Source organism: Oceaniglobus sp. K40-3, assembly GCF_055808395.1.
In genome coordinates, this window is record NZ_CM147868.1 from 1,233,385 (window position 1) to 1,247,645 (window position 14,261).

The following is a 14,261-nucleotide window of genomic DNA, read 5'->3' on the forward strand; positions in this document are numbered from 1 at the left end:
GGAATGCGGCGCCATCCGCTTGATGCCGCACCCGACACCCGCTAAATGCCAGACAGAATTGCACCGGAGCCGCCCATGTCCATCGACACCGAAACCGCCGCCAAAGTGGCCAAACTGGCCAGAATCAAGGTCGATCCCGCTGATCTTCCTGCGCTGGCGGGTGAGTTCAACACCATCCTCGGCTTTATCGAACAGCTGAACGAGGTGGACGTGACCGGCGTAGAGCCGATGACAAGCGTGACGCCCCAGCGGCTCAAACGGCGCACCGATGTGGTGACGGACGGCGATCAGCAGGCGGCAGTGCTGGCCAATGCGCCCGATGCGCGTGAAGGGTTCTTTGCTGTGCCGAAGGTGGTTGAATAATGTCCGATCTGAACAAACTTACCATCGCCGCCGCCCGCGACGGGCTGCGCAAGGGCGATTTCACCGCGGTCGATCTGACCGAGGCCTGCCTTGGCGCCATTGATGGTGCCGGGGCGCTGAACGCGTTTGTGCATAACACCCCCGACATTGCCCGCGCACAGGCCGCCGCCGCCGATGAGCGACTGAAAGGGAGCGAAGAGGCCCCCGCAATGTGCGGAATTCCGCTGGGGATCAAGGATCTGTTCTGCACCAAAGGCGTGCCGTCGCAGGCGGCCAGCGCCATCCTTGATGGCTTCAAACCACAATACGAATCCACCGTCACCCAAAACCTGTTCGATGCAGGTGCCGTGATGCTGGGCAAGCTGAACATGGATGAATTCGCCATGGGCAGTTCGAACGAAACCAGTACCTATGGCAATGCGATCAACCCGTGGAAAGGGGCCGATGGCGCCGATCGGACCCCGGGCGGCAGTTCGGGCGGGTCGGCCTCGGCTGTGGCCGCCGATCTGTGCCTTGCGGCAACCGGCACCGACACGGGCGGGTCGATCCGCCAACCGGCGGCCTTTACCGGCATTACGGGGCTGAAACCCACCTATGGGCGCTGTTCGCGCTGGGGCATCGTGGCCTTTGCGTCATCGCTCGATCAGGCCGGGCCGATGACCCGCGATGTGCGCGATGCGGCGATCATGCTGGGCGCCATGTGCGGCCACGATCCCAAGGACAGCACCAGCGCCGATCTTCCCGTGCCCGATTTCGAGGCGGCGCTGAGCGGCGATATCCGCGGCAAAACCATCGGCATTCCAAAAGAATACCGCATGGACGGAATGCCCGAAGCGATCGAAAAACTCTGGGCCGATGGCACCGCGATGCTCAAGGATGCAGGCGCGAAAATCGCCGACATTTCCCTGCCCCATACGAAATACGCGCTGCCCGCCTATTATGTGATTGCGCCAGCCGAAGCGTCCAGCAACCTGGCCCGCTATGACGGTGTACGGTTCGGCCACCGCGCCACGCTGGAACAGGGCGACGGCATCACCGAGATGTACGAAAAAACCCGCGCCGAAGGGTTCGGCGCCGAGGTTCAGCGCCGGGTCATGGTTGGCACATATGTTCTGTCTGCGGGTTTCTACGACGCGTATTACAACCGCGCCCGCCGGGTGCGCGCCCTGATCAAGCGTGACTTCGAAACCGTATTCGCCGATGGCATCGATGCAATCCTGACCCCGGCCACCCCGTCGGCGGCTTTCCCGCTGGGAATGAACCACGATGATCCGGTGCAGATGTATCTTAACGATGTGTTTACCGTGACCGTCAATCTGGCCGGTCTTCCGGGGGTCGCGGTGCCGACGGGCCTTGATAAGACAGGGTTGCCCCTGGGGCTGCAACTGATCGGGCGCCCCTGGGAAGAGGCAGAGCTGCTGAATACGGCCTATGCACTGGAACGTGCGGCGGGCTTTGTGGCCAAACCGGCGAAATGGTGGTAAGTAAGCCGGTCAAAAGTACAATGAAGGTCTGGGCAGAACAGTGATGCAAAACTCCGCAAGATGCGTGTATTTGGTCGTGGCAACCCTTGGGCTGGCCGCCTGTCAGCCTCCGGTTCCCGACAGTGGCGCGGGCGTCGGCTTTTCCAACTACGAAGCTTATGAGCAATCGCGGATTGACCGTGAAACGGCTCTGCGCCGGGGTGAATCCGTGTTCCCGCAAGGCACCGTGACAGACGGCGCGCCGGTGGCCGGGGCGCCCGCAACAGCAATCCGACCGGCGATATCCGAAGACGAATTGCGTTCGGCCGGCCTGCCCGTCGGCGGTGGGATCGACTCTGGCCCGATTACGGGCGGGCCGATGTCGGCGATCCCTGCGGACACCACCACCGCACCGGTCAGGACCGCGCCAATCACCGCCAATAACCCGGCGATATCCGACGAACAGGATTTTGGCGCCGTCAAAGAGCGTCAGACCATCGAATCCGACGCCGAGCGACTGGCCCGCCAGCGGGCGGCCTATACAGTGGTGCAACCCACAGCCGTGCCAACCCGCCCGGGCAGCGATGGACCCAACATCGTGACCTATGCCCTGTCCACCACCAACGCCGTTGGGCAGAAGATCTATGATCGGGGCGGATTCAACGCCGATTCCAAATTTCTGCGCGCCTGCGCCGGTTACAGCTCATCCGACCGCGCACAGGAGGATTTCCTGCGCAGTGGTGGCCCACAGAAAGACAAGATGGGTATTGACCCCGACGGCGATGGCTTTGCATGCTATTGGGATCCCACGCCATTCCGCAAAGTCGGGAAAAGCTGAGCAAGCCGCCGATCCAGTGGCGCGCGTCACCCAATTGCGGAGCACGCCGGGGCGGTGTGTCGCCCGATATGGTGGTGTTGCATTACACCGCCATGGACAGCGCGCGGCGCGCCTGTGACTGGCTGTGCAATCCTGACAGTCAGGTGTCTGCCCATTATCTGATCGGCAGCAACGGACGAGATCACCCAAATGGTGGATGAGGCTCAGCGCGCATGGCACGCCGGGGCAGGGCGGTGGGGCGCGGTTGATGACGTGAATTCCCGCTCCATCGGGATCGAGATATCCAACACCGGCTGCGCCCCCTTCGCTGCCGCGCAGATGGATACGCTGGAAAGCCTTTTGGCCGGAATATTGGCGCGCTGGAGCATTCTGCCCGAGCGGGTCGTCGGCCATTCCTGCATGGCGCCGGGGCGCAAGATTGACCCCGGGCCGCGCTTTGACTGGCAACGCCTGGCGCACCGGGGGCTTGCCATCTGGCCGCGCGGGGGCTTGTCGGTCCCTGCCGGTCCCTCCGCGCCCGAAGAGGGACCGGCAGGGACCGATGAGGCCCGGTTCAACCGGCTTGCACGCTGCGCAGGGTTTACCGCCGATGTGGACGCCGCCACATTGCTGGCGGCAGTCCGCCTGCGGTTCCGTCCCTGGGGCGACGGCCCGCTTTGCGCCTCTGACATGGCAGTTATAGCCGACATCGCCGCGCGCTTTCCCGTTGACGCAGGCGGCGCCGACGCCTAAGCCGCCCCTTGCGCGGATGGCTGGATGATCGCGTGTTCTGCAAGGAATGCGAGGAAAGTCCGGACTCCCAGAAGCAACGGTGCCGGGTAACGCCCGGGCGGGGCAACCCGACGGAAAGCGCCACAGAGAACAGACTGCCCGTACATGTGCGGGTGAGGGTGAAACGGTGCGGTAAGAGCGCACCGCGGGGGTGGCAACACCACCGGCAAGGCAAGCCCCACCGGGAGCAATGCCGAATAGGGATTTCACGGGGTTTCCCCAGGGCTGCTTCTGCCCCGAAATCCGGGTTGGCAGCTTGACCCTTTGGGCAACCAAAGGGCCAGAGGAATGGTCATCCACCTTCGGGGCAACCCGGAGGGGACAAAATCCGGCTTACAGGCTGTCCGCGCAAATTTGGATATTGTGGAAAACAACACAGTCTGGTCATGCCATTCCGATCCGCCAGGCGCCGGAACCGATCCGCCCGGGAATTAAAAGATTTCACCGGGATTGAATATTGCCTCGTACCGGCCAGGCCCTGAATTATTGACGGTGACGTCCCCGGACGTGGTGTAGCTTGCGGTGGCCATCGGGTTTCTCGGTAGGGTCGGGTTGTGATGACCAACCTGAACCGAGGATTACACCCGATGACCAAACAGATGATGGACCTGCGTGCGCTTGTGGAAAAGAGCGCCGATGCCGATTTGCTCCGCGAGATGATCGGTTTCGCCGCCGAACGGCTGATGGACCTGGAGGTCGGCGCCAGGACCGGCGCCGACTATGGCGAGAAGAGCGTCGAACGTCTGGCGCAGCGTAATGGCTACCGCGACCGGGATTGGCAGACCCGGGCAGGCAGTGTGGAGTTGCGCATCCCCCGGCTGCGCACCGGTTCCTACTTTCCCTCTTTCCTGGAGCCTCGACGGGCCGCGGAGAAGGCGCTGACGGCCGTTATTCAAGAAGCCTATGTCCATGGCGTATCGACCAGAGCCATGGACGATCTCGTGCAGGCCATGGGCGGGACCGGAATCTCCAAGAGCCAGGTCAGTCGGCTTTGCGAGGAAATTGATGAACGGGTCGATGCCTTTCTGACCCGACCGATCAACGGCGAATGGCCATACCTCTGGATCGATGCCACCTACCTCAAGGTTCGCCAGGGCGGCCGGATCGTCAGTGTCGCGGTTACCCTCGCAGTCGGCGTGAACACCGACGGGCGACGCGAGGTTCTGGGCATGGCGATCGGCGCTTCGGAGGCCGAGCCTTTCTGGACCGAATTCCTCCGTGACCTTGTCCGCCGCGGGCTGAGTGGCGTGAAGCTCGTTATCTCGGATGCGCACGAAGGCATCAAGGCCGCGACGGCCCGCGTGCTGTCCACAACCTGGCAGCGCTGTCGCGTCCACTTCCAGCGCAATGCCCTGGCCCATGCCGGCAAGAACAGCCGACGTGTCGTGTCCGCCTTCATCGCCACCGCCTTCGCCCAACCAGATCACACGGCCGCCAAGGTGCAGTGGCGTCTGGTGGCCGATCAGATGCGGCCCAAGCTGCCGAAGCTCGCAACGCTCATGGATGGAGCCGAGGAGGACGTTCTGGCCTGCATGGGGCTCAGCCCGTTCTTGCCTCAACCCGTCCCCCGGACGGTTTGCCGCCTTCGGCGGACCGGCGCGAGCTCCCCAGCAACATCGCACCAAGCTGCACTCCCCCAACCCCATCGAACGACTGAACGGCGAGATCAAGCGGCGCACCGATGTCGTCGGGATCTTTCCGAACGAGCCCTCAATACGACGTCTCGTCGGCGCGATCCTGATGGAACAGGCCGAGGAATGGACCGTCCAGCGTGGTCGCTACATGACACTGGAAACGCTCGCACCAGTCTGCGATGATGCCATCGTCAGCTTGCCTGCCGCGCAGTGCGACTGACCAGCTCCGCCCGCCCGGAAGCGCGAGGCCCATCGGGAGCTACACCACGACATGGGACACCATCACATTGACAGGCCGTGTCGCGAAGGTTGTGGAACTTCAACGGACGCGAAGGCTCCGGGTGACCCGAGGGATCTTGGTATTCTCCCGCTTACGTTTCGGTCTTTGATTTTTTCAGGCAGCCTATCACTCGACGCCCAAGTGACTTTCACCCCTGGTCACTCGGAACTGTAATTCGCATCATTGCCCTGTCCAAATTCGGGAGATGGTGCGATGGCAGGTCGAGTTGCGAACCAATTGGTTCTGAGCGATGAGGGTAATCCTCCCCAAAACTAAGGGGATGCGGACGTAGAATTTTCTCAGCAAGATGACTGAGGAGAATCTGATGAAGATGACGAGATTTAGCGAACCCCAGATCCTTGCGATCCTACGCCAGGCCGAGGGCGGTGTGCCGGTGGCTGAGCTGTGCCGCGAGCACGGCATGAGCTCAGCGTCCTTCTACAAATGGCGGGCAAAGTATGGCGGTATGGATGCGTCCATGATCAGCCAGATGAAGAGCCTGGAGGACGAGAACAGGCGATTGAAGCGCATGTTTGCGGACCTGAGCATGCAGGCCGATCTGCTGAAGGAAGCTCTTGGAAAAAGTAGATCGGCCGTCTCAGCGTCGCGAGATGGCCGCCAAGGCCGTGGAACATCGAGGGGTCAGCATCGCACTCGCCTGTCGGGCGTTCGGGGTGAGCGAGACGTGCTATCGCTACAGCCCGTTGCTCAGCGACGAGAACGAGCTGATCGCTGACCTGCTGGTCGGCCTGACCGACGCCCGCAAGACGTGGGGATTTGGGCTGTGTTTCCTGCATCTGCGCAATGTCAAAGGGCACCCGTGGAATCAGAAACGTGTCTATCGCATCTACTGTGCCTTGGAACTGAACCTGCGGATTAAGCCGCGCAAAAGGCTGAAGCGGGAGGTGCCGGACGCTCTGGCTGTGCCGGAGAGGCCGAATGTGACTTGGTCGATGGATTTCATGGCAGATCGACTGGCTGACGGTCGTGCCTTCAGGCTGCTGAACGTCCTAGATGACTTCAACCGGGAAGGCTTGGGCATTGAGGTGGACTTTTCCCTGCCCGCCGAGCGGGTCATCCGGAGCCTCAACAACATCATCGAATGGCGCGGCAAGCCCAGGACCATCCGCGTGGATAACGGCCCTGAATACATCAGCCATGCGCTGCTGGAATGGGCTGAGAAACACGGCATCGCCCTCGCGCACATTCAGCCGCAACAGAACGCCTACATCGAGCGCTACAATCGCACGGTCAGGCACGAATGGCTGGACCAATACATCATCAACAGCATCGAGGAGGCCCAACACTTTGCCACACAGTGGCTCTGGACTTACAACAATGACCGACCGAACATGGGCATCGGCGGCATCACACCCGCAATGAAACTGAAAATGGCTGCGTAAGTTCTACGACCTCGGCCCGTTAAAAACGGGAGGATTACCTGAGGAGCGCCGTTTTCCTGAAGCACAGGCCCCACTGGCGCGTCCACTTCACGCCGACCTCAGCGTCAAGGATCAACCAAGTGGAACGCTGGTTCGCCGAGTTGACCCGCAAACAATTACAGCGCGGCTTGCATCGCTCGGTGGCCGAACTCGAGGCCGATACCACTACATTCATTGACGCCCACAACGAAAATCCAAAGCCCTACAAATGGGTCAAATCCGGCATTATGGATCAAGCTCACCAAATATGGTTGGATAACTATTCCACCTTTATTTCAAGGCCCATGGCCGCAACGCATTGAAGTAGAAACGCAGAACTGAACCCACCACGGCTTATCTTGTTGGCAACGCCGCCGGAACTCATATCTACGCCTATCTCGGACAATCGGGCCGTGAGTTGATCGACAGTCACACCTTTGGCGCGCATAGCGTCACGCACCATTTCGCGGGCCTTGTCCTCATACTCGACATTCACAGGGCTTGCCTTGCGGGCAACGGGCGTCGGTGGCGCAGGTCGCTGCACCTTTTCAATTGCAGTCATGGATCACCTTTTTTGGAATAACCATATTGGGTGAATATGGGTGTTGACGTGGGTTCTGTCCATTTCCATAAGTAAGTCACCAAATAAGGTGAGTGTCATGTCCCAACACTTCCTCTTGTCGCCCCCAGCCAAAACACTTTCGCTTGTGAAGGTCATGCGCATGTCACACCACGAAGCCCGCGATGCTTTCTGCAATATCCGCTTTGCTGATACTGATGGCGCACCATACTGCCCAGAATGCGGTTGCTGTGAAGCCTATGACCTGAAAACACGTCAGGTATACAAGTGCAAAGGCTGCGCAAAGCAATACATATGAGCCCGCAACTCAAAGTGCTTCGAGCTATCGCCAGTGATAGTCGCTGCGGACACCGGCAACCCACGTCCAAAGCGCTTTCCCTGTAAGGGAAATTGACCAAATGTTTCCCAAATCCGGTGCCCTTCTGTGCCACTGAGTGCAATTTTGAGGGTTTTTTTGCCCAAGCAGGAAAATTTCAAAACTGGAGGTTTTCGCCTTGTAACCTCTATGTTTTCTTGGCTATACGCGTCGGTGGAGACGTGGCCGAGTGGTCGAAGGCGCTCCCCTGCTAAGGGAGTAGGCCCGGAAGGGTCTCGAGGGTTCGAATCCCTTCGTCTCCGCCATTTCATGGCTAACCCGCTGATAATAAACGATACCGATTTTTGGGAAGGCCGAAATCCGCGCCCTGGTACAGTTCACTGGTACAGAGGGGCAAGGATGGCCACGATACCAAGGCTGGTTACACGCGGGCGAACCTTCTATTTTCGCGCTTCCGTTCCGCAGGATTTGTGGGATGTCGCGGGCCGAAAAGAGGTTAAGATTTCATTAAGGACTGCTGAGCGATCATTGGCACAACTGAGGTGTCGCGTGTTCAGCAACCATGTCGATCTCGTGGTGAAGGAGACGCGGAGGATGGCTCAAGGGCAAGATGCAACGATTGATCAGGCGATCCGGGAGTATTTCCGCGATGCGCTTGATTGGGGGCAGGAGTTCGCGGACATCTTTGCGCCAGATGCAGAAGTTGATGTTGATGATTGCATTTCGACACTTGAGACCCGCCTTTCGGAGCATCGCCGCCGTCTCGCCATCAGAGACTTCCCCAGCGACGTTCAAGTGGACGCTGAGGCTCTTGTGGGGTCTATCCCCCCAGAACAGCTTACAAGCCGCTATCAGGCGATACAGCGAGCCCATGCAGGCCTTATGCGGGCAAAAATCGAGGCCGACCGCCTGTTGATCACGAAACTGAACGGTGACTATTCGCAGACTGGGATCGCAGACCCATTGTTCGCAGATGTTGAGTCGCAGTTGGACGGAACGATCCCCGCACAAGTGGTCGCACATGCACAGGCCGCTATGCCAAAGGTTCCACAGACACCACCTCTGGACGAATTGGCGAAGTCTTATGAAGAGGTTCTCACTGCTCAGGGGATCAAAGCCAAAACAATCGGTGATCTGCGACTGTCCTTTGACCTAGCACGCGCTGTGATCGACTTTGATAAGCCTGCCTCCCTGCTAGACATCGCTGACATGAAGAAGTTGCGCGACATCATCGGGCATATCCCAGCACATTACCAAAAGAAGCCCGAAACACGCGACCTCGACCCCAATGCCGCCGTCGAAGCAGGTAAGCATCTGCCCAAGATGGGATATGAAACCCAGAAGAAGCGGTTCGACTTCTTCAAACGGTTTGTCGCGTGGATGGTTGCCGAAGAGTACATCGCGAAGGTTCCGGGAGCAGACATCAAGCTGCTGGTCAAAAAACCACCTAAGGGGAAGCCCAAAAGGCTGCCGTATGATGCAGATCAGCTCCAAAAGGTTTTCAAGACGCCGATCTACACGGGGCGCCGCAGCGTCACGCATTCCGGTGTGCCGGGTGACCTACGTTTGAAAGATGGGCGGTACTGGGTGCCCGTGATCGCGCTGTACGCCGGGATGCGGTCGAGTGAGATCATCCAGCTTCTGAAATCGGACATCCGCACCGAGGACGGCATCACCTATTTTGACATCTCGAAGTGGGAGGACGAACCGGAGGAGGAAATCAAGAACATCAAGACTGGGTCCAGCTATCGTAAGGTACCAATCCATTCGGTCATCTTGGACCTCGGTTTTCTGGATTATGTGGTGGGTCGTGGCTCTGGACGCTTGTTTCCCGATTTGAAGCTCGGCAGCGATGGCACCTACAGTCAGCCATGGTCGAAATTTTGGTATAATCTCGGCAACAAGTGGGGGTTCAGAACGCCTCTCCAGGTGTTTCACAGCTTCCGCCACAACTTCGTAGACGCGCTGCATGATGCCAATGTGACCGACGCCATCTCTATGCAGCTCTGCGGCCATGCGGATGATGCTGCGCACTGGGGCTATGGCAAAGGGGCATCCATATCGCGGCTGAAAGAGGAGATTGAAAAGGTCATCTACCCGGTAGCAATACCAGGTTCAGATTGGTGACCTTGTATTAGCTGAACCATTTGTAGTAATAGAATTTCCGCCCTTGCGTTTTGGTATTGGATGACGGGGGCGGAAGAATTTCGTTTTCCAGCCCGTTGGCTAGGATAGGTTCGACAATCTGAGAAGGAACTTCTTTGATGCTGGCCCAAGTGTCGGTTTCAGGACAACAGGCCTGAAATGCGGCCCGCCAGCCTTTATACAATGCGAACTTATCTGCACAACTCTGCAACACTGCATCCGAACACACTTGCCCTCCCGCGTGATGGTATACGCCAAACTGTTCATCAATCTCGTAGAGACGTTTGAACAGTCGCATCATGTTCGCTTCGGTCGGCTCTGCGACTGGTGCCTCGTCACGGATAACGAGGTGATGTCCGAGAAACTCGACCCCATCATTTACGTGGGCGGCGCTCTTGACCGATAGCTCGAATTGCCCGCCGGGGAGATTGCCAACCGCATCCTTCAAAGCTGCGATCCGATACTCCAGCTCGGCCTTTGATTTTGCCACAAGCAAGAAATCGTCTTCGTAGTTGAAAAGATGCTCAAGGGTCGCGACATCCAGCACCAACTGTGATACGCACAGGTGAGAGATTGCAGGCGAAGATGACGCCCCTTGTGGCAAGCCCCGGCGGGCTTCCTCGATGAAGTGTAGGGAGGGTAGCCCCTCAGGTAGCGATGCACACTTCAGCACCATGTTCCGCCCGGTCAGGGCGGCTTCTACCACTGTTTGCGGCAGCGGTACGAAGGTCGAAAGTCCTTTGATTGTGAAGGACGGGTAGAAGTCTTTGATATCCAGATGCGCGAGCCATACGTTGCCCGCTTTAATCAGGGAAAGAGCCCGCGTTATGGCCTTGGGGACCCCGGCATCGAAGAGCTGAAAGCTCTGCTTCGTCGTATGCGCTTGGATCACATTCGCCAGCAACCGCTGCGCGACCCGATGCCGATCCCCAAATGCGAAAATCGTCCTATAGCCTGTTTTCGAGGTTTTCTCTTTGGCAAACAAGCGAACCGGCTCATCCATTGCCTCATGTACCGTGACAGTTTCGGCCAGTGCTTTCACATCATCATAGGTCCAGACGTTTATGTCTTTGCCAGCTTGCAGCAACTGAGCAATGGGTACCCGCTTTGCGCTAGGGGAGGTCAGCAACCAATCTTGAGACGCGACCACCATGGCCGTATCGTCCTCAGCAATCGCTTTGTGTAACTCACCGAGTTTTTTGTTGTATCGAACACGGTCCCGGTGAATTGCTCGACGCCATGCTTTTTCGTTTTGAAGCACAGACAGGGCGTCAGATGAGGCTGGGGCATCAAGCATCAGTTTGCCCGCAACCAGACGCCAACTCTAGGACATCCTGCCGCTTGTACATTAGCTGTTTCCCGAAACGCTTTCTCGCAGGCATCAGCCCGGCCTTTTCCCAATATCGAACGGTGCGAACGGATTTGTTTAAGATTACTGCTGCTTCAGCGACTGAAACGAAATCAGTCTTGCGCAGGGGAGGGTTAGATAGCTGGTTCAAGGCGCGTTCAACGTTGTTCATGTAACGATCTCCGTGTTCGCCTTAAGCATGTGGCCGACGCCTCAGTTAGGCAACCGACTGCACATCAAGGTGGTACAGGGTTTGCACCACCCATAACTTTAGAAACCGCTATGAGGTCGATTTATTGACGGTATTTCATGTAGTTGAAGGAAAACGAGAAAAATCCTAATTTGCACAGATGAGCCATTTTGGAATTGCAGTCCTGAGGGTTCGCGCCAATTCTACGTCTTGCACAGTTATGATATTGCTTGCATCTAGGGGCCGTGGAGCCCACGTCGTGATCACACCCAGATAGGTTGGTGAGGCAGATTTGCTCGATGGGAAACGAAACAATCCAAAGTACCGGCGAAGCTGTCCTCGGGACAGTTTGAAAGACAAATCGGATGTAAGTGTCTCGAACCCCGGTCCAGAATACGTTCCGAGGAGAATGGAACCCTAAAACTTGCATTATTCTGCGGTTTTACCCCGATCATCGGATTGGCTGCTCTGAAATTTGCCGCGGGGGAGGTGTGGGGGAGCATAGGCGCAAATGTGGAAATGCGCCTGGGTTCTTACGGCAGAGACACTGTACGATGGTTTCGATCTTCGGAAGCCGCACTGGCCAGCACAAAGGTCAGATACAAAGAAGCATAACGCTACTGCCCGAAGCCGTTGAAGACCGCAGGCTGCATGGGGACATTTCTGGAAACAGCAACCGCGCCCGTAAATTCCGAAGCCGATGCAATTCGGCCTGACACTCCAGAATGATAAACCGGCGATTTTTTCGGCGGATTTCGTGCGGAATTTATGTTCGTTTTGCCGCAATTTTCTTCCCTGCACTGCGCCAGAAGATACGACGAACGAGGGCATCATCGTTCCAGCTCCCGCTCAAGGAGGAGCTTATGCCACCGATTTCACCACCCGAACGCTTCGCAGCCCTGCTGGTTGAACGTGCCCAAACTTGGCCAATCAAGGGGCTGATACCCCCGCCACCGATGTCGCCGTGGATGGCCGCCAGCTTATTGCAAAAGGCGATCCGCAGGGGCGATGTTTCATGCACCCAACGGGCGGTATCCTCGCTGATGGCCACCGACCCCGCCCGGTTCTGGCGCAGGTTGGGCGTCATCGCCTTTGAAGACATCGGACTGGCCAATCTGCCGCTGGTTGGCCAAGTCACCATCGCACTGCGCGGCAAAACCTATCGGCGGGCGTTTGGCGGTGACGTTCGTGTTGCCATCGGCTTAGCGACCGATCTTGCCCGGTCCCCGAAAAACCGTGCTGCGGATGATCTGCTATGTGTGCTGACCGACCATCCCATGATCCCCGGATTGACGCAGAAGCTGGCCGCGATGTCCGAACGCCATCTTCTGAGGGTCGTGGCGGGATGTGAAGATACCACTACTAGATGCGTCGCAGCCGAGATGTTTGCAGTTAATTGCAAATTGCCCCTACATAAAGTAGCAGCAAGCCTGACCGATGCCGTAGGCGTTCCGCCTTCCGTTGCATGGCTGGTGATCGAGGGTTGGACCCGCACGCGCACGATGTTGCCGCTGTTGGTGGGCTTGCTGACCCAAGAAAACGGGCTGAGGCAGCCCAATCCTGATGCCCAGATGCCAGCCGAGGTTGAAATCGAGGGCATACCCGGTTGGGCGCTGGATATGTTCACCCGCGAGGGCAAGGCCGCAATTCGCCGCTTGATGGCTGGCAACAGCGATGTTGCCCGGTATGCGCGGGACACATTTCCATACGCAGGCAGAACGCGGCTGTTGGGTGAGGCGGTGTTTCGCGTGGAAAGCGGTCTGCTCCGCAACCGTCTGGATGGGCCGATGGGCCAAAAGCTACGATCCCAGATGGAGCGGGAATGCCTGGGGATCGACCCCGGCCAAGCGGATACGCTGCTCAAACTGATGCGAGACGCGATCCCCGCACTCAACGCCTGCCGGATTGCGATCATGGAGGGCCAACGCCATGACTGATCATTTGGTTCTAACCCGGCATATTCACTTCTTATCACGGCCCACAACTGCCGCTCCTGCGGGGCCGGATGCCCTGTCTGAGGCTGCGGAAACCTTCATCCGCGCCAGCATTTCCGACAACACCCGCAAGGCCTATCGCTCTGATCTCGCGCATTACGCGGCATGGGGCGGCACTCTGCCCGCCACGCCGGAACAGGTCGCCCGTTATCTGGCCGACCATGCCGACAATCTGGCCCCGTCCAGCCTTGCGCGGCGAGTTGCAACCCTGAGCAAGGTTCACGCCGCGAACGAATGGCCCAACCCCTGCCAAAGTGAGATCGTGCGGGCGACGATACGGGGGATCAAGCGGGTGAAAGGCACCGCACAGGATCAGGCCAAGCCCCTGCTGCGCGAAGACCTGTTTCTGATCCTTGACGCGATGGGCAACACCCCACGCGACCACCGCGACCGCGCCTTGCTGCTGGTCGGCTGGGCCGGGGGCTTTCGCTGTTCGGAACTGATCGGACTTGATCGTGCTGACATCGACGAGGTGCGCGAGGGCCTTATCCTGACCCTGCGGCGCTCCAAAACCGATCAATCAGGCCAAGGCCGCAAAATCGGCATCCCCCTTGGCCGTACGCGCCACTGCCCCGTCGCGGCCCTGACCGCGTGGCGTGGCGTTCTGGCGGATGACATCGGCCCCTTGTTCCGCCCCGTTGATCGTCACGGCAATATCTCGACCGAACGCATCCGCAGCGATGCCGTTTCCACGATCCTGCGGGACCGGGTTCGCGGGGCCGGGATCGCAGCCGATGGCTATAGCGGCCACAGCCTCCGCGCAGGTCTCGCCACCAGTGCGATCAAGGCCGGGGTGCCGACGTACAAGGTCCGGGCGCAAACCGGACATGCCTCGGACCTGATGCTATCGCGCTACGTGCGCGATGCGGGCCTGTTTGACGGGAATGCGGCGGGGGCACTGTTGTGACCAAGGCTGGG

The 14,261-nt window shown here is 58.8% G+C and carries 10 protein-coding genes, 1 tRNA gene, 1 other RNA gene and 4 pseudogenes; 13 read left to right on the forward strand and 3 right to left on the reverse strand.

Annotated elements, in window-relative coordinates:
• Positions 1-75 precede the first annotated feature (75 nt).
• The 8 genes and pseudogenes from gatC to AC0L7P_RS06370 form a co-directional block, all read left to right on the forward strand.
• Positions 76-363 carry an Asp-tRNA(Asn)/Glu-tRNA(Gln) amidotransferase subunit GatC gene (gene gatC / locus AC0L7P_RS06335; RefSeq protein ID WP_473434950.1) on the forward strand — a complete coding sequence of 96 codons (288 nt, stop codon included), beginning with the start codon at positions 76-78 and terminating at the stop codon, positions 361-363.
• Positions 363-1,847, forward strand: coding sequence for an Asp-tRNA(Asn)/Glu-tRNA(Gln) amidotransferase subunit GatA (gene gatA, locus AC0L7P_RS06340; protein WP_473434951.1), 1,485 nt, complete (start codon positions 363-365; stop codon positions 1,845-1,847). Before gatC ends, gatA begins: the two co-directional genes overlap by 1 nt.
• Before the next feature lie 76 nt (positions 1,848-1,923).
• Positions 1,924-2,664: a hypothetical protein gene (locus AC0L7P_RS06345; protein WP_473435412.1), complete on the forward strand. Its 741-nt coding sequence runs from the start codon at positions 1,924-1,926 to the stop codon at positions 2,662-2,664.
• A 68-nt stretch (positions 2,665-2,732) separates the two neighbouring features.
• Positions 2,733-3,396 (forward strand): annotated as a pseudogene (locus AC0L7P_RS06350) (N-acetylmuramoyl-L-alanine amidase).
• 12 nt (positions 3,397-3,408) lie between these two features.
• An RNA gene (gene rnpB, locus AC0L7P_RS06355) (RNase P RNA component class A) lies at positions 3,409-3,787 on the forward strand.
• 235 nt (positions 3,788-4,022) lie between these two features.
• Positions 4,023-5,289, forward strand: a pseudogene (locus AC0L7P_RS06360) (IS256 family transposase).
• Positions 5,290-5,674: 385 nt separating this feature from the next.
• Positions 5,675-6,752 (forward strand): IS3 family transposase gene (locus AC0L7P_RS06365; protein ID WP_473434952.1). Its coding sequence is split into 2 segments (ribosomal slippage): positions 5,675-5,931 and positions 5,930-6,752, totalling 1,080 coding nucleotides; the frame shifts between segments, so codons are not numbered across the junction.
• A 53-nt stretch (positions 6,753-6,805) separates the two neighbouring features.
• A pseudogene (locus AC0L7P_RS06370) lies at positions 6,806-7,012 on the forward strand (IS630 family transposase); the annotation flags it as partial.
• 38 nt (positions 7,013-7,050) lie between these two features.
• On the opposite strand, the gene AC0L7P_RS06375 reads toward AC0L7P_RS06370, so the two are convergent.
• Complete coding sequence (locus AC0L7P_RS06375) at positions 7,051-7,332, reverse strand: DUF6471 domain-containing protein (protein WP_473434953.1); 282 nt, start codon at positions 7,330-7,332, stop codon at positions 7,051-7,053.
• 97 nt (positions 7,333-7,429) lie between these two features.
• On the opposite strand from AC0L7P_RS06375, the pseudogene AC0L7P_RS06380 reads away from it, so the two are divergent.
• The 3 genes and pseudogenes from AC0L7P_RS06380 to AC0L7P_RS06390 form a co-directional block, all read left to right on the forward strand.
• A pseudogene (locus AC0L7P_RS06380) lies at positions 7,430-7,642 on the forward strand (transposase); the annotation flags it as partial.
• A 239-nt stretch (positions 7,643-7,881) separates the two neighbouring features.
• Positions 7,882-7,971 (forward strand) — tRNA-Ser (locus tag AC0L7P_RS06385).
• A 94-nt stretch (positions 7,972-8,065) separates the two neighbouring features.
• Positions 8,066-9,793 (forward strand): DUF6538 domain-containing protein, encoded by a 1,728-nt coding sequence (locus tag AC0L7P_RS06390; RefSeq protein ID WP_473434954.1) that lies wholly within the window; start codon positions 8,066-8,068, stop codon positions 9,791-9,793.
• A gap of 7 nt (positions 9,794-9,800) precedes the next feature.
• On the opposite strand, the gene AC0L7P_RS06395 is transcribed toward AC0L7P_RS06390, so the two are convergent.
• Together AC0L7P_RS06395 and AC0L7P_RS06400 are read right to left on the reverse strand one after the other, a co-directional pair.
• Positions 9,801-11,108 carry a reverse transcriptase domain-containing protein gene (locus tag AC0L7P_RS06395; RefSeq protein ID WP_473434955.1) on the reverse strand — a complete coding sequence of 436 codons (1,308 nt, stop codon included), beginning with the start codon at positions 11,106-11,108 and terminating at the stop codon, positions 9,801-9,803.
• The gene (locus AC0L7P_RS06400; protein ID WP_473434956.1) at positions 11,101-11,331 is read right to left on the reverse strand and encodes a helix-turn-helix domain-containing protein; all 231 of its coding nucleotides are present in this window, start codon (positions 11,329-11,331) and stop codon (positions 11,101-11,103) included. The genes AC0L7P_RS06395 and AC0L7P_RS06400 overlap by 8 nt, the downstream gene beginning before the upstream one ends.
• A gap of 881 nt (positions 11,332-12,212) precedes the next feature.
• Here AC0L7P_RS06400 and AC0L7P_RS06405 point away from each other — a divergent pair.
• Together AC0L7P_RS06405 and AC0L7P_RS06410 are read left to right on the forward strand one after the other, a co-directional pair.
• Positions 12,213-13,286 (forward strand): hypothetical protein, encoded by a 1,074-nt coding sequence (locus tag AC0L7P_RS06405; protein WP_473434957.1) that lies wholly within the window; start codon positions 12,213-12,215, stop codon positions 13,284-13,286.
• Entirely contained in the window at positions 13,279-14,250 is a 972-nt protein-coding gene (locus AC0L7P_RS06410) for a site-specific integrase (RefSeq protein WP_473434958.1), read from the forward strand. The genes AC0L7P_RS06405 and AC0L7P_RS06410 overlap by 8 nt, the downstream gene beginning before the upstream one ends.
• Positions 14,251-14,261: the final 11 nt, after the last annotated feature.

Coding starts and splice junctions, on each gene's coding strand:
- gatC (WP_473434950.1), top strand. CDS start 76: ATGTCCATCGACACCGAAACCGCCGCCAAAGTGGCCAAACTGGCCAGA.
- gatA (WP_473434951.1), top strand. CDS start 363: ATGTCCGATCTGAACAAACTTACCATCGCCGCCGCCCGCGACGGGCTG.
- AC0L7P_RS06375 (WP_473434953.1), bottom strand. CDS start 7,332: ATGACTGCAATTGAAAAGGTGCAGCGACCTGCGCCACCGACGCCCGTT.
- AC0L7P_RS06390 (WP_473434954.1), top strand. CDS start 8,066: ATGGCCACGATACCAAGGCTGGTTACACGCGGGCGAACCTTCTATTTT.
- AC0L7P_RS06395 (WP_473434955.1), bottom strand. CDS start 11,108: ATGCTTGATGCCCCAGCCTCATCTGACGCCCTGTCTGTGCTTCAAAAC.
- AC0L7P_RS06400 (WP_473434956.1), bottom strand. CDS start 11,331: ATGAACAACGTTGAACGCGCCTTGAACCAGCTATCTAACCCTCCCCTG.
- AC0L7P_RS06405 (WP_473434957.1), top strand. CDS start 12,213: ATGCCACCGATTTCACCACCCGAACGCTTCGCAGCCCTGCTGGTTGAA.
- AC0L7P_RS06410 (WP_473434958.1), top strand. CDS start 13,279: ATGACTGATCATTTGGTTCTAACCCGGCATATTCACTTCTTATCACGG.